The sequence below is a fragment of the Salinilacihabitans rarus genome (assembly GCF_024296665.1).
GTDB lineage: Archaea > Halobacteriota > Halobacteria > Halobacteriales > Natrialbaceae > Salinilacihabitans > Salinilacihabitans rarus.
The window spans coordinates 3175709-3201438 of the sequence record NZ_CP100762.1 but is presented as its reverse complement, the minus strand read 5'-3'; the positions used below and the strand labels follow the sequence as shown (position 1 = coordinate 3201438).

Annotated in this window: 25 protein-coding genes; 15 read left to right on the top strand and 10 right to left on the bottom strand. The window is 69.7% G+C overall.

The genetic code is table 11. The features are described from left to right. The first annotated feature begins 133 nt into the window (after positions 1 to 133). Positions 134 to 1033 carry a PhzF family phenazine biosynthesis protein gene (locus NKG98_RS16890; RefSeq protein WP_254767301.1) on the top strand — a complete coding sequence of 300 codons (900 nt, stop codon included), beginning with the start codon at positions 134 to 136 and terminating at the stop codon, positions 1031 to 1033. A 6-nt stretch (positions 1034 to 1039) separates the two neighbouring features. Here NKG98_RS16890 and NKG98_RS16885 read toward each other — a convergent pair whose 3' ends face one another. After that, complete coding sequence (locus NKG98_RS16885; RefSeq protein WP_254767300.1) at positions 1040 to 1531, bottom strand: hypothetical protein; 492 nt, start codon at positions 1529 to 1531, stop codon at positions 1040 to 1042. Positions 1532 to 1708: 177 nt separating this feature from the next. Here NKG98_RS16885 and ppsA point away from each other — a divergent pair, with 177 nt between their 5' ends. Then, positions 1709 to 4042, top strand: a complete 2334-nt coding sequence (gene ppsA / locus NKG98_RS16880; protein WP_254767299.1) for a phosphoenolpyruvate synthase — start codon at positions 1709 to 1711, stop codon at positions 4040 to 4042. Between the two features lie 18 nt (positions 4043 to 4060). Here the strand turns inward: ppsA and NKG98_RS16875 are convergent, their stop codons facing one another. Next, on the bottom strand, positions 4061 to 5353 hold the full coding sequence (locus NKG98_RS16875; protein ID WP_254767298.1) for a glycosyltransferase family 2 protein: 1293 nt from the start codon (positions 5351 to 5353) through the stop codon (positions 4061 to 4063). A gap of 161 nt (positions 5354 to 5514) precedes the next feature. Between NKG98_RS16875 and mfnA the strand changes: the two genes are divergently transcribed. Then, positions 5515 to 6600, top strand: a complete 1086-nt coding sequence (mfnA, locus tag NKG98_RS16870; protein ID WP_254767297.1) for a tyrosine decarboxylase MfnA — start codon at positions 5515 to 5517, stop codon at positions 6598 to 6600. Between the two features lie 48 nt (positions 6601 to 6648). Then, positions 6649 to 6864, top strand: a complete 216-nt coding sequence (locus NKG98_RS16865) for a YgaP-like transmembrane domain (RefSeq protein ID WP_254767296.1) — start codon at positions 6649 to 6651, stop codon at positions 6862 to 6864. Positions 6865 to 6872: 8 nt separating this feature from the next. On the opposite strand, the gene NKG98_RS16860 is transcribed toward NKG98_RS16865, so the two are convergent. Then, complete coding sequence (locus tag NKG98_RS16860) at positions 6873 to 8240, bottom strand: sodium-dependent transporter (RefSeq protein ID WP_254767295.1); 1368 nt, start codon at positions 8238 to 8240, stop codon at positions 6873 to 6875. A gap of 401 nt (positions 8241 to 8641) precedes the next feature. Here NKG98_RS16860 and metG point away from each other — a divergent pair, with 401 nt between their 5' ends. After that, complete coding sequence (metG, locus tag NKG98_RS16855; RefSeq protein ID WP_254767294.1) at positions 8642 to 10723, top strand: methionine--tRNA ligase; 2082 nt, start codon at positions 8642 to 8644, stop codon at positions 10721 to 10723. Between the two features lie 2 nt (positions 10724 to 10725). Here the strand turns inward: metG and NKG98_RS16850 are convergent, their stop codons facing one another. Next, positions 10726 to 11013 (bottom strand): GYD domain-containing protein, encoded by a 288-nt coding sequence (locus NKG98_RS16850; RefSeq protein WP_254767293.1) that lies wholly within the window; start codon positions 11011 to 11013, stop codon positions 10726 to 10728. A 142-nt stretch (positions 11014 to 11155) separates the two neighbouring features. Between NKG98_RS16850 and pyk the strand changes: the two genes are divergently transcribed. The 5 genes from pyk (at position 11156) to NKG98_RS16825 (ending at position 15847) form a co-directional block, all read left to right on the top strand. Further along, positions 11156 to 12913 carry a pyruvate kinase gene (pyk, locus tag NKG98_RS16845; RefSeq protein WP_254767292.1) on the top strand — a complete coding sequence of 586 codons (1758 nt, stop codon included), beginning with the start codon at positions 11156 to 11158 and terminating at the stop codon, positions 12911 to 12913. A gap of 52 nt (positions 12914 to 12965) precedes the next feature. Continuing rightward, entirely contained in the window at positions 12966 to 13274 is a 309-nt protein-coding gene (locus NKG98_RS16840; RefSeq protein ID WP_254767291.1) for a DUF7312 domain-containing protein, read from the top strand. Between the two features lie 58 nt (positions 13275 to 13332). Next, positions 13333 to 13944, top strand: a complete 612-nt coding sequence (locus NKG98_RS16835; protein ID WP_254767290.1) for an NfeD family protein — start codon at positions 13333 to 13335, stop codon at positions 13942 to 13944. Between the two features lie 66 nt (positions 13945 to 14010). Further along, positions 14011 to 15162, top strand: coding sequence for an SPFH domain-containing protein (locus tag NKG98_RS16830; protein WP_254767289.1), 1152 nt, complete (start codon positions 14011 to 14013; stop codon positions 15160 to 15162). 67 nt (positions 15163 to 15229) lie between these two features. Then, entirely contained in the window at positions 15230 to 15847 is a 618-nt protein-coding gene (locus NKG98_RS16825) for a winged helix-turn-helix transcriptional regulator (RefSeq protein WP_254767288.1), read from the top strand. Between the two features lie 61 nt (positions 15848 to 15908). Here NKG98_RS16825 and NKG98_RS16820 read toward each other — a convergent pair whose 3' ends face one another. Beyond that, on the bottom strand, positions 15909 to 16142 hold the full coding sequence (locus tag NKG98_RS16820) for a DUF7123 family protein (protein WP_254767287.1): 234 nt from the start codon (positions 16140 to 16142) through the stop codon (positions 15909 to 15911). A gap of 260 nt (positions 16143 to 16402) precedes the next feature. Next, complete coding sequence (yjjX, locus tag NKG98_RS16815) at positions 16403 to 16918, bottom strand: inosine/xanthosine triphosphatase (RefSeq protein ID WP_254767286.1); 516 nt, start codon at positions 16916 to 16918, stop codon at positions 16403 to 16405. A 225-nt stretch (positions 16919 to 17143) separates the two neighbouring features. On the opposite strand from yjjX, the gene NKG98_RS16810 reads away from it, so the two are divergent. The 3 genes from NKG98_RS16810 to NKG98_RS16800 are packed head-to-tail and all read left to right on the top strand — an operon-like array spanning position 17144 to position 19353. After that, positions 17144 to 18118: a transcription initiation factor IIB gene (locus NKG98_RS16810; protein ID WP_254767285.1), complete on the top strand. Its 975-nt coding sequence runs from the start codon at positions 17144 to 17146 to the stop codon at positions 18116 to 18118. Positions 18119 to 18172: 54 nt separating this feature from the next. Further along, on the top strand, positions 18173 to 18910 hold the full coding sequence (locus NKG98_RS16805; protein WP_254767284.1) for a type I 3-dehydroquinate dehydratase: 738 nt from the start codon (positions 18173 to 18175) through the stop codon (positions 18908 to 18910). A 32-nt stretch (positions 18911 to 18942) separates the two neighbouring features. Beyond that, positions 18943 to 19353, top strand: a complete 411-nt coding sequence (locus NKG98_RS16800; RefSeq protein WP_254767283.1) for a zinc ribbon domain-containing protein — start codon at positions 18943 to 18945, stop codon at positions 19351 to 19353. Positions 19354 to 19437: 84 nt separating this feature from the next. On the opposite strand, the gene NKG98_RS16795 is transcribed toward NKG98_RS16800, so the two are convergent. Together NKG98_RS16795 and NKG98_RS16790 are read right to left on the bottom strand one after the other, a co-directional pair. Then, positions 19438 to 21303, bottom strand: a complete 1866-nt coding sequence (locus tag NKG98_RS16795) for a multicopper oxidase family protein (RefSeq protein WP_254767282.1) — start codon at positions 21301 to 21303, stop codon at positions 19438 to 19440. A 179-nt stretch (positions 21304 to 21482) separates the two neighbouring features. Next, the gene (locus NKG98_RS16790; protein WP_254767281.1) at positions 21483 to 22658 is read right to left on the bottom strand and encodes a 3-dehydroquinate synthase II; all 1176 of its coding nucleotides are present in this window, start codon (positions 22656 to 22658) and stop codon (positions 21483 to 21485) included. Positions 22659 to 22818: 160 nt separating this feature from the next. On the opposite strand from NKG98_RS16790, the gene NKG98_RS16785 reads away from it, so the two are divergent. Further along, complete coding sequence (locus NKG98_RS16785; RefSeq protein WP_254767280.1) at positions 22819 to 23367, top strand: hypothetical protein; 549 nt, start codon at positions 22819 to 22821, stop codon at positions 23365 to 23367. Between the two features lie 90 nt (positions 23368 to 23457). Here the strand turns inward: NKG98_RS16785 and NKG98_RS16780 are convergent, their stop codons facing one another. Next, positions 23458 to 24252, bottom strand: coding sequence for an HFX_2341 family transcriptional regulator domain-containing protein (locus NKG98_RS16780; protein WP_254767279.1), 795 nt, complete (start codon positions 24250 to 24252; stop codon positions 23458 to 23460). Positions 24253 to 24358: 106 nt separating this feature from the next. Between NKG98_RS16780 and NKG98_RS16775 the strand changes: the two genes are divergently transcribed. Next, on the top strand, positions 24359 to 25027 hold the full coding sequence (locus NKG98_RS16775; RefSeq protein WP_254767278.1) for an HAD family hydrolase: 669 nt from the start codon (positions 24359 to 24361) through the stop codon (positions 25025 to 25027). 3 nt (positions 25028 to 25030) lie between these two features. On the opposite strand, the gene NKG98_RS16770 is transcribed toward NKG98_RS16775, so the two are convergent. Further along, positions 25031 to 25678 carry a hypothetical protein gene (locus NKG98_RS16770; protein ID WP_254767277.1) on the bottom strand — a complete coding sequence of 216 codons (648 nt, stop codon included), beginning with the start codon at positions 25676 to 25678 and terminating at the stop codon, positions 25031 to 25033. Positions 25679 to 25730: the final 52 nt, after the last annotated feature.

Sequence of the window (25730 nt, the reverse complement as noted above, 5' to 3'; positions counted from 1 at the left end):
GGACCGCCGCCCTCTTAAGTGGGGTGAAACGCCCCTGTGCCGCGGGAGCGGTAACCGCCCGCCTCGCGGCCGGCGGTCGACGCGCCCGGCCGACGACGCTGGATTGATGCCCTCCCCCGCCGACGCCGACGGTATGCAGACGATCCGCGCCCTGCAGGTGGACGCGTTCGCCGACGAACCGCTCGCGGGCAACCCCGCCGGCGTCGTCCCCGGGGCCGACGGCCTGTCCGACGAACAGATGCAAGCGATCGCCGCCGAGATGGCCGTCAGCGAGACCGCCTTCCTCCGGTCGAGCGACCGCGCCGACCGTCGGATCCGGTACTTCACGCCCACTCAGGAGGTCGACCTCTGCGGGCACGCGACGATCGGGTCGTTCGCTCACCTCCACGACGAGGGGCTGGAACCGGGCACCACGACCCTCGAAACGAACGTGGGCGTCCTCGAAATCGAGGTCGAGACCGACGGCACGGTCTGGATGAACCAGGACGCGCCGACGATCCGCGAGGTCGACCTCGGGTACGACCGCGTCGCCGCTGCGCTGGGCGTCGACCGGGTGGCCCTCGAAGGGGCGAGCGCCGACCTCCCGCTGGCGGTCACCTCGACCGGACTGCCGTTCCTCGCGGTCCCGATCACCTACCTCTCGGACGTCGGGGGGGCCGACCCCGACTTCGGGGCGATCGAAGCCCTCTCGGAGTCGGTCGACGCCGTCGGCGTCTACCTGTTCACGTTCGACGCGCTCGACGCCGACTCGACGCTACACGGGCGGGCGTTCGTCCCCGCGGCCGGCGTCCCCGAGGACCCGGTAACGGGGACGGCAAGCGGCGCGGTCGCGGCCTACCTCGACCGCTACGGCGCGTTCGACGGCGACGCGCCCGACGAACTCCGCCTCGAACAGGGCCACTACGTCGACCGGCCGGGGCTCGTCCGGGTCCGACTGGACGGCGGCGTCAGGGTCGGCGGCCGCGGCGTGACGTCGCTGGACGGGACGCTGGCCGTGCCGCCGGACGACGAGGACGAGATTCTGGAGGCCTGAACGCGGTCAGGGGAGGGGATCGGACTGTCCGTCGTCGCGGGTCGCTGTCGACCCACCCGCGCCGGCCGACTGCCGGGACGGCGACTCGGACCCGTCGGCGGTCCCCTCGCGTCGGGGGCCGGCGACGTGCCGGCGGGTCTCCCGGACGTCTTCTTCCATCGCCGTCAGCCGCTCGTCGAGCCCCTGGAGGAGGTCGCTTTTGAGGTGAGAGACGTCGAACTCCTCGGCGGCGGCGCGTCCGGCCGCCCGCGGGAGCGTCAGGAAAAGCGCCAGCGTCTTGCCGCCCTGCCAGACGACGAAGCCGAGGAGCGCGAAGGCCACGACGACCGTGCCGTCGGCGTCCGCGAGCGCCGCCGACGGGTCGGCGACGAACGCGAGGGGGCCGCCGTCGAGCCCCAGAACCAGTCCGGCGGCGACCGACAGGAGACCGGCCAGAAACGACCCGGTTGCGATCGTGCGATACAGTACCATCCACTTCAGCGCCTCGCGTGCGTTCACGTCAGCGACCACTCCGCGAACTGTAATAACCCCTGTGACGGAACGAATTCGAGCCAGAAGCGGCCCGACCCGGCGCCGTCGGCGATGTAATATTTCGAGTTGATTCGGTTTCGAGTTCGAATTTATATGCATCGTTCGCAAAGTTCTTTAGCCACAGCGGTGTCCACGCAGATACAGATGGCTGTACTCTGGCTGGAGGAGATAGACGCCGACGACCTCGAGACCGTCGGCGGCAAGGGTGCTTCCCTCGGCGAACTCACAGCGGCCGGGTTGCCCGTCCCGCCCGGGTTCGTCGTCACGGCCGGGACTTACCGATCGTTCATCGAGGAGGCGGGGGTCGACGAGGCGCTGTTCGAGGCGGTCGACGTGGACGCCGACGACTCGGCCGCGCTGGCCGAGGCGGCCGAGCGCGCACAGGAACTGATCCTCGAGACGCCGTTCCCCGACGAGGTACGCGAGGAGATTCTCGAGGCCTACCGCGAGGTCGGCGACGACGACGAGGAGGCGTTCGTCGCCGTCCGCTCGTCGGCGACGGCCGAGGACCTCCCGGACGCCTCCTTCGCCGGCCAGCAGGAGACGTTCCTGAACGTCACCGAGGAGGACCTGCTCGACCGGGTGCGCCGGTGCTGGGCCTCGCTTTTCACCCAGCGGGCGATCTACTACCGTCAGGAGAAGGGGTTCGACCACTCCGTCGTCGACATCGCCGTCGTCGTCCAGCGGATGGTCGACGCCGAGAAGTCGGGCGTGATGTTCACGAGCCACCCCTCGACGGGCGACCCGACGATGATCCTCGAGGCCGCGTGGGGGCTGGGCGAGGCCGTCGTCTCCGGGGCCGTCTCGCCGGACAACTACGTCGTCGACCGCGAGGACCGCTCGGTCGACGCCACCGTCGCCGAGAAGAAGGTGATGCACGTCAAAGACGAGGAGACGGGCGAGACCGTCGAGCGGGAAGTGTCCGAGGGGAAACGCACCGAGCGCGTCCTCTCGGACGACGAGATCGACCGCCTCGTCGACCTCGGCGAGCGCGTCGAGGACCACTACGGGACCCCTCAGGACGTCGAGTGGGCGATGGTCGGCGACGACGTGTTCATGCTCCAGTCGCGGCCGATCACGACGATCGGCGACGCCGACGACGGCGACGTCGGCTTCGACGTCGAGGAGGCCGACCGCGGGATCGCCGACGGCAGCGGCGTCCAGACCGCCGAGGCGGGCGACGAGCGCGGCGCTCGCGACTCGCGTGGCGACGTGCTCGTCGACGGCCTCGGCTCCAGTCCGGGCACGGCCGGCGGCGAGGCGAAGATCGTCCGGAAACTCGACGAACTCGACAAGGTCGCCGAGGGCGACATCATCGTCACCGAGATGACGACGCCGGACATGGTGCCGGCGATGAAACGCGCCGCGGGCATCGTCACCGACGAAGGGGGGATGACCAGCCACGCCGCCATCGTCTCGCGGGAACTCGGGGTGCCCGCCGTCGTGGGCACGCAGAACGCGACGAACGCCCTCGAAGACGGCCAGCCGATCACGATCGACGGCGACAGGGGGACCGTCCTCGAGGGTGTCCGGACCCCCGAGGAGGAGCGCGAACCCGTCGAGGAGGTCCGCCCGCAGGCGCCGGTCAAGCCGATGACGGCGACGGAGGTGAAGGTGAACGTCTCGATCCCGGAGGCGGCCCAGCGCGCCGCGGCGACCGGGGCCGACGGCGTCGGCCTGCTACGGATCGAGCACATGATCCTCTCGCTCGGCAAGACGCCCGCGAAGTTCGTCGCCGACGAGGGCGAGGACGCCTACGTCGGCGAACTCGTCGAGGGAGTCCGGACGGTCGCCGACGAGTTCTACCCCCGGCCCGTCCGCGTGCGCACCCTCGACGCCCCCACCGACGAGTTCCGCGAACTCGAAGGCGGCGCCGACGAACCCGACGAGCACAACCCGATGCTCGGCTACCGCGGCATCCGCCGCTCGCTCGACCGGCCGGAGGTCTTCGCCTACGAACTCGAGGCGTTCCGCCGCCTCTACGAGATGGGCTACGACAACGTCGAGATCATGTTCCCGCTGGTCAACGACGCCGAGGACGTCTACCGGGCCAGGCGCCTCATGACCGAGGCCGGCATCGACCCCGACAAGCGCACCTGGGGGGTGATGGTCGAGACGCCGGCCTCGGCGCTCTCGGTCGGGGAGATGGCCGGGGCGGGCATCGACTTCGCCTCCTTCGGGACGAACGACCTCACCCAGTACACGCTCGCGGTCGACCGTAACAACGAGAACGTCGCCGACCGGTTCGACGAACTCCACCCGGCCGTCCTGCGGCTGATCGGCGACGTGATCGAGACCTGCCGCGAACACGACGTCGACACGAGCATCTGCGGGCAGGCCGGCTCCAAACCCGAGATGGTCCGCTTTCTCGTCAACGAGGGCGTCAGTTCCATCTCGGCGAACATCGACGCCGTCCGCGACGTCCAGCACGAGGTCAAACGCGTCGAGCAGAAACTGCTGTTAGAGTCGATCCGCTGACGGGGGCCGCGCCGACCGTCACGCCCCCGTCTTCTCGACGCGGTACCAGCGTCCGTCCCAGGTCAGGCCGTACTCGAGCAGCGACTTCAGCGTGAGGATGCCGAACGCGGGGTACAGCAGCGGCGCGAGGAGGACGCTCCAGCGGAGGCCGTCGATGCGGACGTCCCTCGCGTCGCGCCACGCGACGAGTCCGATCGTCGCGACGAGGACCGTAAACGGGATCAGGAACGCGGACTCGACGTCGAGGACGAGCAGCAAGAGCAGTTTCGAGGCGAGCACGAGCGTCACCAGACTGCCGAACAGGCTCGAACACATCCGGCCGAGCGAGAGGAGGCCGCGCCGGCCGATCCGCCCGCGGAGCAGGTCGCCGACCGTCGCGTGCAGCACCTCGATCTGACCGACGCGCCAGCGCTTTCGCTGCCCCCAGAGGTCGGCCAGCGTGTGGGGCGCCTCCATCGTGTTCGTACACTGGCGGGCCTGCCGCACGTCGAGTCCCTCGCGGTAGCAAGCGTGCGCGAAGTCGAGGTCCTCGGTGAGGACGTCGTCGTAGCCGTCGACCCGTTCGAACGCCTCCCGGGTCATCACCGTCGAGGAACTCCGGCAGTTCGTGAAGCCGAACAGTTCGACCAGCTTGTAGCTGGCGTGGAAGACGATCCGCTCGCAGTAGGCGACCGTCTCGACGACCCCGTTCGGGCGCGGCACCCGCCGGCCCTGGAAGACGTCCGCCCCGTCTGCCAGCGCGCCCATCGCGTGAGCGAGAAACGCCGGGGCGATCCACTCGTCGGCGTCGAAGACGGCGACGTTCTCGGCGTCGGTCTCGCGGACGGCGTAGTTGATCGCCCCGGCTTTCGAGCCGGGGTCGCCGTTGACGAGCACCTCGACCGCGTCGTGGGCGCTCGCGAGTTCGCGAGCGCGCTCGCGGGTCGCGTCGTCGTTCGGTTCGACGACGACGACCACGTCGAGGGGGTCGTACGCGCTCTCGACGAGGCTCTCGACGCTCGTATCCAGCACCCGGTGATCGCGGTAGACCGGAACGATCGCCGTCAGCGGCGGCCCCTCGGCGACCGGTTCGACCGCGTCCCGCGGCGTCCACACCTCCCGGACGAGCAACGCGCCGGTGAGCGCCACGAACAGCGTGAACGCGGCGACCGCCGAGAGCGCTTCGAGGAAGACGAAGCGAACGGTGACGACGAACAGGTCGATCGTCAACCGCTGTACGTCCGTCCCGTGGAGGAGTCCGACGATCGACAGGACGGCGACGCCGACGGCGGTCCCCGCGCGTTCGAGGAGGCGAGACGGAAGCAGGCGCATGTTTCACGTTCGAAATCATCGCGTTATGGATTTTTTGTAATCGAGCCTCCGCCGCGAGTCGCCGGCCGCTCCCGTCGAGTCGACCGCTCCGATCCACGCGCGGCCGGTTTCTCCGCACGTCAAACGCAACGAATAAACGTCGGACCGTACTCGTCGTTCGTATGCAGGCCGAGCCGCAGGCGTTCGACCGGGTGCTCTCCTCGATGTGTACCGAACCACACCCGGCGGCGCGCGAGGCGGCCGAACGGTTTCTCGCGACGAATCCCGGCGACCCCGGCACCTACCCGCGGGTCGCGGCGCTCGAAGAGGAGGCCGTCGCCCTCCTCGGCGAGATCGCCAGCCTCGGGGAACCGGCGGGCTACGTCGCCAGCGGCGGCACGGAGGCGAACCTCCAGGCGGCGCGGATCGCCCGCGAGCGCGCCGACGGCGCGACGCCGAACGTCGTCATGCCCGAATCCGGCCACTTCAGCTTCCACAAGGCCGCGGACGTGCTGGGCGTCGAGTTGCGGATCGTCCCGACCGACGACGACCGACGCGCCGACGTCGAGGCCGTCCGCGCGTCCGTCGACGAGGACACCGCGGCCGTGATCGGCGTCGCCGGCTCCACGGAGTACGGCCGCGTCGACCCGATCCCCGAACTGGGCGCGATCGCCCGCGAGGTCGGCGCGCTCTTGCACGTCGACGCCGCGTGGGGCGGGTTCGTCCTCCCCTTTACCGACTACGAGTGGAACTTCGAGCACGCCCCCGTCGACACGATGACGATCGACCCCCACAAGATGGGGCAGGCCGCCATCCCCGCCGGCGGCCTGCTCGTCCGCGAGGAGTCGCTGCTGGACGAACTCGCGGTCGACACGCCCTACCTCGAATCGACCTCGCAGGCGACGCTGACCGGCACCCGCTCGGGCGCGGGCGTCGCCAGCGCCGTCGCGGCGATCGAGGCGCTGTGGCCCGACGGGTACGCCGCCGGCTACGAGCGCGCGCGGGCCAACGCCGAGTGGCTCGCCGCCGCCCTCGCCGACCGCGGGTACGACGTCGTCGAGCCGACGCTGCCGCTGGTCGCCGCCGACCTGCCGACGGAGACGTTCGAGGCGCTGCGGGCCGAGGGGTGGCGCATCTCGCGGACCGGATCGGGCGAACTGCGCGTCGTCTGCATGCCCCACGTCACCCGCGAGATGCTGGAGGCGTTCGTCGCCGACGTCGACCGCCTCGCCGCTCGCCCCCGGGCGGCGGTCTCGGGCGACGACTGAGCGGGCCGGGAAAAATCATTTACGATAGCGGTTCCGACTGTTGCCCGTATGGAAACAAACGTCGGTGAATTCGACCGTCTCGCACGATTCGCGATCGGAACGCTCCTCCTCCTCGTCGGCGTCGCCGCCCTCGCCGACGCCCTCGCCGTCGGGACGGCGGTCGGCGCCGTCGCGCTGGTCGTCGGGGTCGTCCTCGTCGCGACCGGCGCGACCCGGTCGTGTCTGCTGTACCAGATCGTCGGCGTCGACACGTGTAGCCGCTGACGGCCGCGTCAGCGCAACGCCGCGAGCCAGTCGGCGAAGTCGCCGGTGAGGAACTCGACGTACTCGGAGACCCCGAGCACGAGCGCGACGACCAGCGTGATCGCGACGGGGAGTCGGACGAGCCAGATCCAGGCGTCGCCGTAGGGACCGAGGTCGCCGATGCCCTTTTCGAGTTCCTCGCGGGCGACGTCGGCGGCGAGCCAGCCGACGAGGACGACGAGCAGCAAGGCGCCGGCGACCAGCAGGACCCGGTCGGCGAACGTGTCGAAGAGGTCGAGCAGGACGAGGTCGAGCGCGCTGGGGACTCCGAGCAGGAAGACGCCGCCGCCGACGCCGAGCGTGGCGACTTTCCGGTCGATCCCCCGCTCGTCGACGAGGAAGGAGACGGCGACCTCAAGGATGCTGATCGCACTCGACAGCGCCGCGACGGCGACGGTGACGAAGAAGGCCAGTCCGACGAGGCGGCCGAACGGCACGTCGGCGAACGCGGACGTGAGGCCGACGAAGATCGCGCCGGGGCCGGGGTCTGCGGGGTCGACGCCGGCGGTGAAGAAGACGGGGAAGACGATCAGGCCGACGACGAGCGCGATCAGCGTGTCGAGGCCGACGATGACGGCGCCGTCGGCCGCGAGGTTGCGGTCCTCCCCGAGGTAGGAGGCGTAGGTGACCATCGTCCCCATCCCCAGCGAGAGGGTGAAGAAGGCCTGTCCGGCCGCGGCGGGGAGGATGCTGCGCCAGTCGGCGGCGATGACCTCGACGTCCGGCGCGAGGTAGTAGGCGTAGGCGGCGCCGGCGCCGTCGAGGGTGAACGCGTAGACCGCCATCCCCACGGCGACGACGACGATCGCGGGGACCATCACCTTCACCGTGAGTTCGATCCCGCGCTCGATGCCCGCGGCGACGACGGTGATCGCCGCGAGCATGAACAGCGCGTGGAAGCCGACGGCGTCGAGGCCGGTGGCGACCGCGTCGAACTGCGCGCCCGCGGCGGCCACGTCGCTGACGTAGCCGTCGCCGAGGCCGAACAGGACGTACCGGAGCGTCCAGCTGGCGACGACGCTGTAGTACGAGAGGATGATGACGCCGGTCACGACGAAGATCCAGCCGACGTACCGCCACGCGCCGCCGCCCAGTTCGGCGACGGCGCTGACCGGGTTGCGCTTCGTGTGTCGACCGACGACGAACTCGGCGAGGATCGCGGGGAAGCCGACGGTGAGGACGAACAGCAGGTAGATCGCGAGGAACGCGCCGCCGCCCTCCTGGGCCACCTGAAACGGGAACCGCCAGACGTTCCCGAGGCCGACGGCGCTCCCGACGGCGGCGAGGATGAACCCCGCCCGGGACGCCCACGTCTCCCGCGTGACTTCGCTACTCATTATCCGTGCCGGGGGGGATCGACTAGCAAAAGCCCTCTGGTTTCTCGACTGTGCAACGAACGTTCGTCACATATCCGTCCGCACTCGACCGGACGTGTCAACTTCCAGCCCGAAAATATACCGATTTCCGAACGACTGTGAGTCGGCGCGTTCGGCAACGCTTTTGTCGACGGCCGCGCTATCCCCGCCCGTGACGACGGCGCGTACTCCCGCTCCCGCTCGTTCTATGCGCATGCAGCGATAGCGCCGTCACCGGGAGGAGCGCCGCGACCGCGGCCGGTCATACGGTCCTCGCGCGGCGGCGAAACCCGGCGCGACCGGAGCCGAACGCCGAAAGCGGCAGGTATTGCACCCCGAACGAAACCGGCGGCTTTTACGCCCGCCACCGACAGCACACGCATATGAGCACCGACGAGTTTCCGACGGACCGCCCCGCGGTCGTGACCTGCGGGTTGCCCTACGCCAACGGCGACCTGCACATCGGTCACCTCCGCGGGTACATCGGCGCGGACGCGTTCAACCGCGCCCTGAACACGCTGGGCCAGCAGTCGATCTACGTCTGCGGGTCGGACATGCACGGCACGCCCGTGGCCGTCAACGCCGAACAGGAGGGGATCGACCCCGAGGAGTTCGCGCTGCGCTGGCACGAACAGTACCGGGAGACGTTCCCGCAGTTCGACGTCGAGTTCGACAACTACGGCCACACCCACGACGAGACCAACACCGAACTCACGACGGAGATCGTCCGCACGCTGGACGAGGAGGGCTACGTCTACGAGAAGGAGATCCAGGTCGCCTACGATCCCGAGGCCGACCAGTACCTCCCCGACCGCTACGTCGAGGGGACCTGTCCCTACTGCGGCGCGAAGGCCCGCGGCGACGAGTGCGACGAGGGCTGTCAGCGCCACCTCGAACCCGGCGAGGTCGAGGACCCGCGGAGTTCGATCACCGGCAACCCCGCGGAGTACCGCGAGCGCGCCCACAAGTTCTTCCGCGTCTCCGAGTTCGAGGAGTACCTCACCGAGTTCTTGGACGACCTCGAAGGGACGTCGAACGCGCGCAACCAGCCCCGCCAGTGGATCGAGGACGGCCTCCAGGACTGGTGTATCACCCGCGACATGGACTGGGGGATCGACTACCCCGGCGAGGACGGCGACGACCTCGTGCTGTACGTCTGGGTCGACGCCCCGATCGAGTACATCTCCTCGACCAGACAGTACAGCGAGCGCGTCGGCGAAGACGAGTACGACTGGGAGGAGGTCTGGACGGACGAGGGCGAGATCGTCCACGTCATCGGCCGGGACATCATCCAGCACCACACCATCTTCTGGCCGGCGATGCTCGAAGGGGCCGGCTACAACGCACCCCGGGGAATCGCCGCGACCGGCTTCATCACGATCAACGGCAAGGGCCTCTCCACGAGTCGCAACCGCGCCATCTGGGCGAAAGAGTACCTCGACGAGGGCTTTCACCCCGACCTCCTGCGGTACTACCTGACGACCACGGGCGGCCTCCAGCAGGACGTCGACTTCTCGTGGTCGGCGTTCCGGGAGAAGGTCAACGGCGAACTGGTGGGCACGATCGGAAACTTCTGGTACCGGTCGCTGCTGTTCGCCCACCGCAACTACGACGGCACGCCGGACGCCGCGGTCTCCGAGGAGGTCCGCGAGCGCATCGAGGGCGCCGTCGGCGAGTTCCGCGAGGCGGTCAACGACTACTCGCTGCGCGGCGTCGGGGGGGCCGCCGCGCGCCTCGCGGGGTTCGGCAACGAGTACATCCAGCGCAACGAGCCCTGGAAGTTAGTCGACGACGACCCCGAGACGGCCGCGCGGGTCATCCGCGACTGCGTCCAGATCGCCAAGGCCGTCGCCGTCCTGCTCGAACCGATCGCGCCCGGCAAGGCGCGGGCGCTGTGGGAGCAACTCGGCGAGGAGGGCGACGTCGCCGACGCGGGCCTCGAAGCCGCCCTCGCGGCCCCGCCGCGGACGTTCGACGAACCGGACGAACTCTTCGAGAAGATCGAGGACGACCGCGTCGCCGAACTCGAGGCGAAACTCGAAGCGCGCGTCGAGGAGGCGAGCGCGGACGAGACGGAAACCGAAAGCCACGACGCCACGGCGGACGAAGACGAGGGCGTGACCGACGAACTCGAACCGCTGACCGACGACCGGATCGACTTCGAACACTTCCAGGACGTCGACCTCCGCGTCGGCCGCATCGAAGTAGCCGAGGGCATCGAGGACGCGGACGAACTCGCGCGCCTCGAGGTCGACGTCGGCTTCGAGACCCGCCAGATCGTCGCGGGCATCAAGCAACTACACGACCTCGACGAACTGGCCGGAAAGAAGTGCGTCGTGGTCGCGAACCTCGAACCCGCCGAACTGTTCGGCTACGAGTCCAACGGAATGGTCCTCGCGGCCGGCGAGGAGGCCGACCTGCTGACGACCCACGGCGACGCCGTTCCGGGCGAGCGGGTCCGGTAGGCTCAGATATCGTCGACGTAGTGGGCGAAGTCGGCCGTGTCGACGATCGCCATCGTCTGGGCCGAGAGGTCGTGCCGGCGCAGCGTCAGCGCCGACCTGAACGCCGCCTCGCGGTCGGGCGCCTCGAAGATCACGAGGAAGTCGTGCTCGCCGAGGATCGCGTAGGAGTCGACCAGTTCGGCCTCGTGCTCCTCGAACTCCGTCCGGATCTCGCCCCAGATCGACGCGAGTTCCTGGGCGTTCTGGACGTCGCGGTCGGCGGTGTCGACGAGCGAGACGTACGCGGGCATGGCCGGGGGTAACCCGGGCCCGCGCAAAACGTTTGGGCCGGCGTCTCCCCGCCGTCCGCGGGGCGAGCCACTTCGTCCAAAGAGGAACTCGGAGACGAGTAAGTCGAGTACCTTTTTGCCGCTCCTGTCTGTAGCCTCCGATATGAGAAACGCGAAGATCGTCTGTACGCTGGGGCCGGCGTCGAACGACCGGTCGACGATCCGTGGGCTGGCGGAGGCGGGGATGTCCGTCGCCCGGTTGAACGCGAGCCACGGGACACGCGAGGACCGGGCCGAACTCGTCGACCGGGTCCGAGGCGTCGACGAGGCGACCGGGCGGCCGATCGCGGTCATGCTCGACACGAAGGGGCCGGAGATCCGGACCGCGCCGCTGCCCGACGGCGAGACGGTACACCTCGAGACGGGATCGGAGATCACCTTCGTCGAGGGCGAGGAGGCCACCCCCGAGGAGGTCGGCCTCTCGCTGTCGATCGACCAGGTCGAACCGGGCGACCGCGTCCTGCTCGCCGACGGACTGATCGAGACGACGGTGCTGGACGTCGCGGACGGGGACGTCCGCGCCCGCGTCGACACGGGCGGCGAACTCGGCGGCCGGAAGGGCGTCAACGTCCCCGGGGTCGACCTCGACCTCGACGTCGTCACCGAGGCCGACCGCGAGGACCTGAAACTCGCGGCGGAGAAGGAAGTCGACTTCGTCGCGGCGAGTTTCGTCCGCGACGCCGACGACGTCTACGCGGTCGGCGAGGTGCTAGAGGAGTTCGGCGCCGAGATTCCGATCGTCGCGAAGATCGAACGCGCCGGCGCGGTCGAGAACCTGGAGGAGATCGTCGAGGCCGCCTACGGCGTGATGGTCGCCCGCGGCGACCTCGGCGTCGAGTGTCCGATGGAGGACGTGCCGATGATCCAGAAGCGGATCATCCGGACCTGCCGGAACGCGGGCGTCCCCGTCATCACGGCGACGGAGATGCTCGACTCGATGGTCCACGCCCGCCGGCCCACCCGCGCGGAGGCCTCCGACGTGGCGAACGCGGTGCTCGACGGCACCGACGGGGTGATGCTGTCGGCGGAGACGGCCGTCGGCGACCACCCGGTCAGGGTCGTCGAGACGATGGACAGCATCGTCCGCGAGGTCGAGTCCTCCGGGGAGTACGCGGAGGTGCTCGAACAGCGGGTGCCGCTCGCGGGCGAGGCCCGCACCGACGCCCTCGCGCGGTCGGCGCGGTACCTCGCGCGGGACATCGACGCCGACGCGGTCGTGGCGGCGACCGAGTCCGGCTACACCGCCCTGAAAGTCGCGAAGTACCGGTCCGGCGTCCCGGTGGTCGCCTCGACGCCGAGCCACGAGGTGCGCCGGCGACTCGCGCTCTCGTGGGGAGTGACGCCGCTGTACGCCGAAGTTTCGGACCAGGGCGCCGGCGAGGTCGTCGAGAAGGCGGTCCAGTCGGCGCTCGACGCCGGCGTCGCCGACAGCGGCGACACGGTGGTCGTCCTCTGCGGGATGATGACCGAACTCGAGGGGGCGAACACGACGAACATGATGAAAGTCCACGTCGCCGCCGAGGCGCTGGCGACGGGCCGGGTCGTCGTCGACGGCCGGGCCGCCGGCCCGGTCGCGAAGCCGACCGACGGCGACCTCTCGGCGGTGCCCGACGGCGCGATCGTCGTCCTCGACGCCGAGTTCGACGCCGAGTTCGACGGCGACCTGACGAAGATCGCCGGCATCGTCGACGCCCGTCCGGGGATGACCGGCTACCCGGCGCTGGTCGCCCGCGAGATGGACGTCCCGATGGTCGGCGACGCCGACCTCACGGAGGTGTCGGTCGGGACGACCGTCACGATCGACGGCGAGCGCGGCGTCGTCTACGGCGGGAACATCGACGATCCGGCGGCCCGCGACTGACGACCCGGGAACGGACCGCGGGTTTTTGTCGACGGCGCCAGTACCCACTGACATGGCTGGAGACGAGTCCGGGTCGGGAGCCGACGACCACCGCGTCGATCCGACGACGGAGTCGGAGGCGACGCCGGACGACTCCCGGTGGCCGGCGACCGACGAGCGAGGACGCGACCGGACCGACTCGACGGACGACCCGAACGAGGACGACGAGTGGGGCGAGGGGCCCGACCCGTACGCGCCGGAGCCGAGTTCGGCGCCGGTCGAACCGGAAGAGCCGACCCTCGAGAACGCCATCTTCGTGCTGCTCGGGGTGTTCGGGACGGTCCTCGTCCTGTTACGGCTGGCGGGGGCCGTCGGCGGATGAGCGGGCGTCGTGATACCACCGCGGTAGCTTTAATCAGGGCGAGACCTTAGCGTCGCCCATGGTCGAGGTCCTCTTCGACAACCTGCCGCTGTTGCTGCTGGCGGCTGGACTCGTGCTGATGGCGCTGGAGGCGCTCTCACCGGGGGCGCACTTCGTCGTCATCGGCGTCGCGCTGGTCGGCGCGGGACTGTTCGGTCTCCTGTTGGGTCCCGTGCTGGGCGGCCTCTCGTTAGTCTTGGCGCTCGCCGTGGTAACCCTCGTCGTCGGCGGCGCGGCGACCTGGGTCTACCGCGAGTTCGACATCTACGGCGGAAAGGGAACCGCACAGACGAGAGACTCCGCCTCCCTCGCGGGTTCGACGGGGTACGCCACCGAGACCATCACCGCCCGCAGCGGCGAGGTCAAACTCGACAGCGGCGGCTTCGCCCCCTACTACAGCGCGCGGACGACGAACGGCACCATCGAAGAGGGCGAGGAGATCATCGTCCTCGACCCCGGCGGAGGGAACGTCCTCACGGTCGCCTCGATGGAGACGCTCGAAGAGGACGAGATCGACCGCGCGCTCGCCCGCGAGGCCGCCAAACGGGCCGAAGAGGACCGCGAGAGCGACGGCGGCGACGCCGGCGAGTCGGTGACCGAGACCGAGACCGAGACCGAGAAGTCCGGGTGACGCCGCCGGCGAATGTGTCGATGAAGTAAGGGAACGCTTTTACGTTCACCACCGCAAGACCGGTACATGGTCCCGGAACCCATACTCCTGCAGGCAGCCGCCCAGTTAGGCCTGGTGATCGGCGCGCTCGTACTCGGCGTCGTGATCCTCGCGTTGCTGAGCGCCATCGAGATCGTCAACGCGTACGAGAAGCGTGCGCTGACGGTGTTCGGGGAGTACCGCAAACTGCTCGAACCGGGGATCAACGCCGTGCCCCCGTTCGTCTCGAAGACCTACACGTTCGACATGCGGACGCAGACGATCGACGTCCCCCGACAGGAGGCGATCACGCGCGACAACTCGCCGGTCACGGCCGACGCCGTCGTTTACATCCGCGTGATGGACGCCAAGAAGGCGTTCCTCGAAGTCGACGACTACAAGACCGCCGTCTCGAACCTCGCGCAGACGACGCTGCGGGCGGTGCTCGGCGACATGGAACTCGACGACACGCTGAACAAGCGTCAGGAGATCAACGCGCGCATCCGCACGGAACTCGACGAACCCACCGACGAGTGGGGGATCCGCGTCGAGTCCGTCGAGGTCCGCGAGGTCAACCCCTCGAAGGACGTCCAGCGCGCGATGGAGCAACAGACCTCCGCCGAACGGAAGCGCCGCGCGATGATCCTCGAAGCGCAGGGCGAACGCCGCAGCGCCGTCGAGAAGGCCCAGGGTGACAAGCAGTCGAACATCATCCGCGCGCAGGGTGAAAAGCAGAGCCAGATCCTCGAAGCGCAGGGTGACGCCATCTCGACGGTCCTCCGGGCGCGGTCGGCCGAGTCGATGGGCGAGCGCGCCGTCATCGACCGGGGAATGGACACCCTCGCGGAGATCGGCCAGAGCGAGTCGACGACGTTCGTCCTCCCGCAGGAACTGTCGTCGCTGGTCGGCCGCTACGGCAAGCACCTCACCGGCAGCGACGTCAAGGAGGACGGCACCGAACTCGACAGTCTCGAGTTCGACGCGGAGACCCGCGAACTGATCGGCCTCGACGACATCGCCGAGATCATCGGCGAGATCGACGAGGAGGCCGAGATGGACCTCGAAGCGATGGAACAGCAGGCCCAGGCGATCAAGGAGGGCAAAGACGCCACCGAGATCGCCGAGGCCGGCGAGAACGTCGAGGTCGAGGAGGAACTGCCCGGCGAGACCGACGGCGGCGTCGACGCCGAGGACGCCTAGGGATCGCCGAACGAATCGGAGCGAAACTCGTTTTAGGGTCGGCCCCTACTCTCGACACGAGCCCAGTATGGAACCCTCCGAGGGGGTCGACGAGAAGAAACGAGCGACTCTGCGCCGATTCGCCGCCCTCGGCGCGGCCGCACCGCTTGCGGGCCTCTCCGAGCCCGCCGCCGCCGACGCCGGCGGGAGCGAAGCCCGCGACGCCATCGCCGGCTACCTCTCGGCAACGCCCGGCGCCCACTTTTCGAAGATTCGAGACGACCTCCAGCTCGGCACCGGCGAGACCCAACACCACCTTCGCCGCCTCGAGGAACTCGGGGTCGTCGAGCGCTACCGCGACGGCGACTACAAGCGGTTCGTCCCCGCCGGCCGGTTCGACGACTTCGAGAAGCACGCGCTGGGGTACCTCCGCCGGGCTACGCCCCGCGGGATGCTGATCGAACTGCTCGCGAACCCGGACGCGACCGCCAGCGACCTCGCCGAGTCCCTCGACGTCTCCGCGCCGACGGTGAGCAAGTACGCCGGCGAACTCGAAGCCGCCGGCCTGCTCGCCCGCGAGGACGGCTACGCGGTCGAGCGTCCAGAGACCGTCCTCCTGTTGCTCGTCCGGTACGCCGACTCGTTCGACGACCGGGCGACGGAACTCGCCCGAAACGCCGACGCGCTGCTCAGCTACGAGAACTGAGTCTCGGCGCGGACGACGGCAGAAAAAATCGTCCCGGCGTTCCGCGAGCGGCGGCGGCCGCTCAGACGCTGACCTTCCAGGTCGTACTCGACGAGTAGCCCCACTTCTCGATCTCGACGTCGACGTCGCCCTGTTGCAGGGCGGCGATGTTCGAGCCGACCTCCTTGGCCGTCATTCCCAGTTCCTCGGCGATGAGCCGCGACTTGAAGTAGGTCTTCGTCGCGGCGTTCTCCCGGAGGTACTGGAGGATCCGGCGCTGTTTGCTCGTGAGGTCGGGGGCCATTGCGGAACTCATAGTCGTACGGACGACGACGCGAGACTTAGGGGGTTTGGTACGCACGGTTAATGCGGCGCCTTCCCCCGGTTTCGGGATTGGGTAAGAGAGTACTAACCGGTTCGAAACGGACTGTTGGTACGGCCGGTTAACCGGCTCGATCGGATGACTGTCAGGAGTCGACGAACGTTTCCGCCGCGTCCGGCGGAGACGAAACGGTAAGTGCTGATTACTCAGCCGCGGTGGCGTCCGAACGGGCGGCGATGGATCGACGGCCGCGGCTACCCGTAGTGGTTCGTCACGAAGGGGCCGAGCGCGCAGGCGACGGCCTCCCGGAGCGCGGCCTCGCGGTCGGTCAGGCCGGCGGTGAGCGCGCCGGCGGCGCCCTCGTTCCGGGCGACGTCCTCGGTCCCGAGCAGGTCGTCCATCACGGGGCCGAGTTCCTCGCCGGCCTCGATCCGCGCGGCGACCCGGTCGGGCAGGCGGAGACTCGGCCCGCCGCCGCGGCCGACGCGCTCGCCGTCGGTGACGGCGGCCCACATGATCAGGTGGAGGCCGGGCGCGCCCTCGAACCGGGCGACGCCGCCCTCGAGGCCGACGCCGAGGTCCGCCTCCGCCGCCGCCAGCGCGCGGGCCGCGCGGGTCTCCGCGCCGGCGACCGTCTCGGCGACCGACCGCGGCTGTTCGGGGACGCCCGAGTCGACGCCGACGGCCGTCACCGCCGGATCGAACCGCTCGAACGCCCGTTCGACCGCCGCCACCTTGACCGGGTTCTCGCTCCCGACTGCGACGTCCATGCGGCCGCGTTCGGACGGGGAGGGCTTGATCCGTGCGGTTCGGCGCCGGCACGAGTTCCCCACTTGAATGTTGTGATCCCTCATACCATTACGGACGAAAATACAGTTTGTAGCCGCCCTCTCCAACGGTTTCCGAAATTTTTATATATTGGCCCTTTGAACCGGGTAGACAACGAATCCCTCCGGGCTTTTGCGACGGTTCCGCCCGGGAGCATCCGCCATCGCATGACGAACGCACCATCCACCAGAGTACGACGTAACGAACGAGCGAACGAGAAAACCGAGGAGGACGAGGGGAGCGACCTCGCCTGCCCGGAGTGTGGGGGCCATCTGGTCTCCGACGACGAACACGGCGAGACCGTCTGTGACGACTGCGGACTGGTCGTCGACGAGAAGTCCGTCGACCGCGGGCCGGAGTGGCGCGCGTTCGACGCCGCCGAGAAGAACAAGAAGTCCCGCGTCGGCGCCCCGACGACGAACACGATGCACGACAAGGGGCTGTCGACCAACATCGACTGGCGCAACAAGGACGCCTACGGCAACTCCCTCGGATCCCGCCAGCGCGAGAAGATGCAGCGCCTGCGCAAGTGGAACGAGCGCTTCCGCACCCGCGACAGCAAGGAGCGCAACCTCAAGCAGGCGCTGGGCGAGATCGACCGCATGGCCAGCGCGCTCGGCCTGCCGAACAACGTCCGCGAGACCGCCAGCGTCATCTACCGCCGGGCGCTCAACGAGGACCTCCTGCCGGGGCGGTCGATCGAGGGCGTCTCCACCTCCTGTGTCTACGCCGCCGCCCGCCAGGCCGGCGTCCCGCGTAGCCTCGACGAGATCGCGGACGTGAGCCGCGTCGAGAAAAACGAGATCGCGCGTACCTACCGGTACGTGGTGCGAGAGCTAGGTCTGGAAGTCCAGCCAGCCGACCCCGAGAGCTACGTCCCCCGCTTTGCCTCGGGGCTCGAACTCTCCGACGAGGCCGAACACCGCGCGCGCTCGCTGCTGCGCAACGCCAAGGAGAAGGGCGTCCACTCGGGGAAGTCGCCGGTCGGGCTGGCGGCCGCGGCCGTCTACGCCGCCGCCCTGCTGACCAACGAGAAGACCACGCAGGCCGCCGTCAGCGAGGTCGCCGACATCTCCGAGGTCACCATCCGCAACCGCTACCACGAACTGCTCGAAGCCGAGGAGAACCTCGGCCTGGCGTAACTCGCCGGAAACGACCGTTTTTCCTCCCGCCGTCCCCTCCGCGAGCGCACAGCCATGGAGTTCGACTCGTTTCGCCTCGCCGCGTCGACGGCCGACCTCGCGGACGAACCGCGCGCCCGCGAGCACGCCGACTGCGTCGAGTTCCGGATGGACCTCGCTGACGACCCGCTCGCGGCGCTCGACGCGTACGACGGCGCGTTGCCGATCCTCGCGACGAACCGCGCGGCGTGGGAAGGGGGCGCGGGACGGAGCGTCGCGGACGATTCGAGCGGCCGACGGCCGCGAGACGGCGCGGCCGACGACGAGGATCGGCTCGCGACGCTCGCCGAGGCGACCCGCCTCGACGCCGTCGAGGCGATCGACGTCGAACTCGCCTCGATCCGCGACGGCGACGCCGACGAGGCCCTCGCCGCGGCCCGCGACCGGGACGTGGCGGTCGTCGCGTCGGTCCACGACTTCGAGGGGACGCCGCCCCGTCCGGAACTCGTGCGAACGCTGACGGAGGCGGGAACGCACGCGGACGTGGCGAAACTGGCCGTCACCGCGGAGACGCGGGCGGAGACGCTCGCGTTGCTGTCGGCGACCGAGCAACTGACGGCCCACGGCGAGACGGTGGCGACGATGGCGATGGGCGAGGTCGGCCGGCACACGCGCGCGGTGGCGCCCGTCTACGGCTCGAAGCTCGGCTACGCGCCCGTCGATCCCGCCGAGGCGACCGCGCCGGGCCAGTACGACCTCGAGACGCTGTCGACGCTGATCGATCGCCTCTCGCCGGCAAAGCGAGAGTATTAACCGGCCGGAGTGGAGAGTACCAGACACTGACAATGAGGTGGATTCGCGCGCTCGCCGCCGGCGGGCTGTCGGTGCTCGTCCCCGGCGCGGGACACGCCCTGCTGCGCGACTGGGTGCGCGCCCTGCTGTTCGCCGGACTGTACGTCTCCGCGGTCGCCGTCTTCCTGCCGACCGAGGGGATCGCCGCCGCCGACTCGATGGCGGCGGCGATGGACGTCGTCTCCGAGGAGACCACGTCGATCGACCGGTTCGCGCTCTCGTTTCTCGTCCTCTTCGCCGCGATCGACGCCTCCTTCCGGGCGCTCGAACTGACCCCCGGCACGCGGCGCTCGACCGACGGGCCGACCTGTCCCAACTGCGGCCGCGAGGTCGACGAGGAACTCGACTTCTGTCACTGGTGTACGACCCGGCTGGAACCCGTCGAGGAGGAGACGATCGGCTGACTGTCGGGTCGTGACTCGCGGACTCGTACGGAGATCGGAAGGAACGAGCGACGGCGCGGAGAAAACGGCGCTGGCGCCGGCGGCTCAGTTACCCCACGGCAGGTCCAGGGGTAGGCCGGGGATCTGACCGCGTCCGCGACCCGGATGGCCGTCGTCGTCCGAGTCGTCGGGACCCGCGACGACCTCGAAGGGACGCATCATCTCGTGTTCCTCGTGTTCGAGGATGTGACAGTGGTACGGGAACTTGCCGGTGTACCCGTCGAACTTCACGGCGATGCGGACGGTCTCGCCGGGATTGACCCTGACGATGTCCACGCCGCCGCGCTCGTTCGGCAGCGGTCCCTCGGGTTCGTGGTCCGCGGCGTGCATCTCGCGTTCGATGACCTCGAACTCGACGAGGTGCAGGTGGATCGGGTGGGTGTGGTCGTCGTCGTTTTTGAGTTCCCAGATCTCCGTCGAGCCGAGTTGCGGCTTGAACTCGATCGGGTCACCCCAGCGCTCCTCGTCGAGCGTGTGGATCATGTTCATGTTGTCGTCCATGCCCATGTGCATGGTGACCTGTCGGGTCTCGACGGCGGCGTCGGGGTCGGGCCCGCCGCGGTTCGGGAGCCGCAGTTCCGACGGGTCCGCGCTGGTGTCGGGCTCGCTGACCTCGTCGACGACCCGGAACTGCATGATCTCGCCGATCTCGGGATGGTCCATGTCCATGTGCATGCCACCGTCGTCGTCCCCGTGGTCCATGCCACCGTCGTCGTCGTGGTCGTCGTGACCGGTGCCGCCCTCGTAGGGGAACGTGGCGTCGTTGGTCACGGTGAAAGTCTCGCCGGCGTACTCGGAGAAGTCGACGACGACCTCGGCGCGCTCGAACGGCGCAAGCACCAGCGAGTCCATGTCCCCGTGCGGGCTGATGGTCACGACGTCCTCCAGGAACCCGTGGCCGGCCGAGATCTGGTGGAGCGCCGGCAAGTCGCCGTGGTGGCCGCCGTGGTGGTCGCCGTCGTCCTCCGGTTCGCCCTCGACGAGCGAGAGGTCGTAGGTCCGGCCGTTCGAGACGTTGACGATGTGGAACCGGTACGTGCGCGGTTCGACCTCCATGTACGGCCACGCGGCGCCGTTGACGGTGGCGACGTCGCCGGCGACGTTCGCCATGAACATGCCGGGGTAGTAGAGCTCCCCGTCGTCCAGGAACGAGCGGTCCGCGAGGACGAGCGGGACGTCGTACTCGCCGTCGGGCAGGTTCAGCATCTGCTCCCGTCCGCTCTTGATCCGGTAGGGGCCGACCAGCCCGGCGTAGTTGTTGAGCCGGGAGATGCCGCGGGCGTGGTCGTGGTACATCGTCGTCAGCCGGTCCTGACGGTTCGGGAGTTCCTGCACGGGGCCGGCATGTCGCGGCCCGGTGACCCCGTCGGGGGAACTCCACATGTCGGCCTGCCCGTCGTTCGCCGGGTCGACCTTGAGCCCGTGGAAGTGGGTGACACGCCGGACTTCCGGGACGGGCCCGTCGTAGTCGACGTAGTTCTCGGACGTGGTCCCGTGGATGCTCGTGTCCACCTTGAACAGGTGCTCGTCGGGCAGGCCGCTGTTGTCGAACTCGACGGCGAGGCGCTCGCCCTTGCGCGCCGAGAGGACCGGACCCGGGAACTGGCCGTCGTAGCCCCAGATCGTCGTGTCCGGGAGGTCCGGGTGGAAGCTGTGTGTCGTCTCCTCGACCGGAATCTCGTGGTAGGTGGCGCCGCGGCGCTTCCCGTCGGGGGTTCGCTCCGCCGGAATCGGCACCTCGTGTTCGTACTTGTCGAGTTCCGGCGAGGAGTGCTCCTCGTAGGAGGGCATGTCCATGTCCATGTCCCCGTCCGAGTGCTCCCCGTCAGCCGCCACACTCGACGAGAGCAGCCCGCCGGCGCCCACCGCCACACCGGTCTGCAACAGCCGACGCCTCGACAGGTCGAACATCAGCGACTCCCTCCGTCCGTCTCGAACCGACCCGGCAACTTCTCACTCGGACTACCTGTCGTCGACACACACTTACACTGTGACATGAATATCAGTTTCGCATAGTAGATTAATTAAACATTTTGTCAGTCTGACCGACATTATAAAGACGCTGTATATCGCGGGTGCCGTCGGCGCGGTCACTTCTCGATGATGCTCTCCTCGACGGCCTCGCCGAAGTGTCGCGCGGTGTCCTCGTAGTAGAGCAGGAGTTCGTCGCCCGCCTCGAGGTCGGTCACCGCCGTCCGTCCGTCGCCCGTGGCGACCTTGATCGTCTCGGCGTTCTGGAGGAGGGTCTCGACGTGGTCGCCGTCGCGCGTTTCGAGGGCGATCCGGAACATCGGCCGCTTCTCGATCTTCACGCGGCCGACGATGGCCTCCCGGGTGTTCCCGTCGAGGTCGACGACCTGCACCTCGTCGCCGCTCTGGAGTTCCGAGAGGTACTTCGTGCCGCCGTCGGGCGTGCGGACGTAGGCGTGGACGGCCCCGGCGTTGACCCGGAACGGGCGGGAGGCGACGTACGGCGACTCGGCGGTCTCGGCGTGGACGAACACCAGTCCGCGGGCCATCGAGCCGACGAGCATCCCCTCGTCGTGTTCCATCAGGTTGGCGGTGTCGACGCAGACGCGGTCGGCGGAGCCGACGCGTTCGACGTCCAGCACCTCCGCGTACTCGAGGTCGAGCGTCTCGCGGGCGACCTCGTCGCGGACCTCGACGGTGCGGCGGATCTCGTCGGGGTCGTCCGAATCGAGCAGGACGGCGTCGGCGCCGATCTCGAGCGTCTCGAACGCCGTCTTCGCCTCCTCGGCGCTCGTGACGCCCGCGACGAGGTCGGTCTCCTCGCCGATGCGAGCGATGAGGTTCTCCAGCGGGATGATCGTCCAGTCCTCGCCGACGACGATGGTGTGGTCGGCCTCGGCCGCGGCGGCCTCGGCGAACGCCTCGTACTCCGTTCCGAGGATGCGGACGTACACGCCGCGGTCGACGTCGTCGTCCCGGCGCAGCGCCGAGAGGTCGGCCGACCCCGAGTAGTCGTCGGGGAGGTCGATCGTGCCGTCGCCCTCGCCGCCCTTGCCGACGACGACGGCGTCCGGCCGCGGACCGACCTCGCCCTCCGCGTCGTCGATCAGCGTCACGTCGCCGTCGGTCCGGAACGCGGCGACGCCGATCTCGCCCAGTTCGCGGACGCGCTCGACGTCCGTCTCGTCGACCAGCACCCAGTCGGCGCCCGCTTCGAGCGCGGCCGTGATCCGCGCCCGCCGGGCGTCCCAGTCGCCGACGTCCCCGTCGGCTTTGATCCAGACAGCTCTCGTCATGGCTCGATCCTCGGAGGGAAGCGGCTTGAACGTGGCGGATCGCGCAGTCGGCGGCGGGAACGGCGCGACGACGGCCGATAGTAACGACTGTATCGATAGTAACGATAGTACCAAAACTTTCAGAGAAGATAACAAGATGTCCCCGCCCCACCGCAACAGTATGGCTCGAAGCGAAGCCGCGACGGACGCGGACGGACGGGGCGTCGAGCGGGCCGCGCGCCTGCTCGACGTCGACGGCGTGAGCGACGTCGCCCGCGCGGCGCTCGACGGCGCCGGCGGGCCGGCGTTGCGCCGCTGCGGTCGCGGCGCGGCCGTGGTCGCCGCGCTGCGGCTGGCCGCCCGCCGGGGCGGACGGGTCGACCTCGACCTCGAGGACGCCTGCGAGGCGTTCGGCGTCCACCCCGGCGACGCCCTCCGCGCGGAGGAACTGCTCCGGGCGGAACTGAGCCCGCCGGCCGGCCCCGAGGCGGTCTCGCGGCTGCGCCGCGGCGTCAACGCCGTCCGCGAGGTCCTGCTCGCGAAGGAGCGCGGCCGGACGAACGCCCCGCGGCTGCCGCCCGGCGTCCTCGCCGACGCCGCGCCCGCCCTCGCTGGCCGGCCCCTCGAGACGGTCGACGGCGACGAACTCCGGGCGCACCTCCGGCGTCTGGAGGGCGACCTCGAGATGGCGCGGCTTGGCGTCCGGCTCTACGCGCTGGTCCACGGCTGACCCGCCCGTCCGCGTCCGCCGACCGCAGAACTCGTCGCGACGCGTCGAATCGCTTCGGGCCGCCCCCGCTGACGCCCCCTCCGACCCTCCTCACGTCTCGCCGTACTCCAGTTTGTGCCTGAACGCCCGGTAGGCGTTCTCGCCCCGCTCGGTCAGTTCGACGACGCGGCGACGACCGATCGACTCGACGGTGACGTAGCCGTCCTCCGTCAGCGGGTCGAGAACGTGCGCGTCGAGGACGCGAAACGCGCCCTTGTCCTCGCCGCTGGGCCGGTCCGCCGGCGGCGTCCGGTCGGCGACGAACGACAGTTCCTCGTCCCGGGCGAACTCGATGAGGTCCGACTTCTTCGGCGGCGCCGTCCGTCCGTCGGCGAAGCCGTCCCACGCCGCCGGCTCCGCGAGAAAGCCCATGATCGCGACCTGATCGGCCGTCGGCGAGTCGATCGGGTAGCTGGGCAGTTCCGCGACGTCGGCGGCGCCGCTGGTGGCGGGTTCGGCCGTCCCGTCGTGGGCGTACCCCTCCGGCTCGACGTAGTAGGCGGTGGCGTCGGTCGAGACGTCCATACAGGCGATCGTCGCGCCGATGGCGGGGATCGTCCCGGCGCCGGAGACGTTGACGTAGACCCGGTCGTCGGCGTGGCGCGCGGCGAGGGTCGTCACCTCGCCGAGCACCGCGTAGACGTCACCGAGGTCACACCGGCGCGTCCGGACCTCGGGGACGACCGACTCCAGGTCCGCGCGGAGGTCCTCGCGGTAGGTCGGCGTCTCGCCCGCCTCGTCCTCGAGGAGGTAGACGAGGTCGGCGCGCTGGTCCCTGACCGGTTCGAGGATCCGGTCGTACTCGCAGCCGAGAGGGACGACGTGTACCCGTCGAACGACGTCCATACCTCCAGAGATCCGCCGGTCGGATTAATTGCACCGATTCGAGAGGATCGAACGAGCCGTCGAGACGAAACGTTCAGGGCCCTGCCGCCGGTACTAGAGTGCAACCGTGTCCCCGCGCGCGATCTGTTTCGATCTCGACCACACCCTCTGTGAGCCGACCCGCTCCCGCGGCGAGGTGCTCGACCGGGCGTTCTCCCGTGCCGGCGTCGACCCCTTCTGTGGCCCCGCCGACTTCCGGAACCTCGTCCCCCAGTTGCCGACCGCGGGCTCCGACCGCGAGTTCTACACGTACCTCTTCGAGGCGGCGGCCGACCGGGCCGGCGCCGACGCCGCCGTCGCCCCGGCCCTCGCCGACGCCTACCTCGAAACCGTCGACCCGACCGCGGTCCGCTTTTGCGACGGCGCGCGGGCGGCCCTCGACCGCGCCCGCGAGGTCGGGCCCGTCGGCCTCATCACCAACGGCGGCCGGGAGACCCAGACGAAGAAACTCGAGACGCTCGACATCGCCGACGCCTTCGACGTGACCGTCTTCACCGACCCCGCCGACGGCGTCCACCCGAAGCCCGATCCGGCGCCGTTCGAACGCGCGCTGTCGGGGCTGGGCGTCGACCCCACGCGGACGGTCCACGTCGGCGACTCGCTGCACGCCGACGTCGCCGGCGCGAACGCGATGGGGATGCACTCGGCGTGGATCGACCGCGGCCACGGCCCGCGAAGCGACCACGAACCCACCTACGAACTGACGTCGCTCGCGGAGTTCGAGACGATCGTCTGAGCGTCACTCGGCGTCGGCGTCCTCGCCCGGCACGTCCTCGTCGTCCTCGTCCTCGCTCCCCTCCTCGCCGTCGAGAACCGGCAGGCGCTCCCGGTTGACGACGACGCGATTTTCGGGGCGCTCGCTCGCCCGCTTGATCCGCGCGAGCAGCGCGGCCACCCGCTCGACGTCCTCGGGGAGTGTGAACGGGTCGTCCTCGCGCTCGTGGCGGCGCCGACAGCCCTGGACGAACGCCGCGAGGTCGGCGTGGGCGCCGATCGGCAGGTAGCCGACGCCGACCTCGTCGATACCGAGGTCGCGCCACGCCTCGAGGACGGCCGCGGCGGCCCGCCGCGGTCGCTCCAGACGCTCGCGGAACGCCCCGACGTCGACGGACGGGTCGTCGAAGGCGGCTTCGAGCGCCGACGCGAGGGCCGCATCGTCGGCGCCGTCGGCACCGTCGCCGTCGCCCTCGACGTACGGCGTCTCGCGGTCGGCACGGAGCAGCGACGAAAGCGCCTCGAGTTCGGCCTCGCGGACGACGACCGCGTACGCGACGTCGTGGCTCTCCCGCGTGACGACGTAGGTCACCTCGTCGTGCTCGCTGGGGATCCGACAGCGGTCGTCCCGGTCGTCGCCGGTCCGACCGAACAGCAACTCCAGTACTCCCATGCCCGACTCTGGCGAGGGCGGCCGAATAAAGCCATCGTCGCGGCCGCCGGGC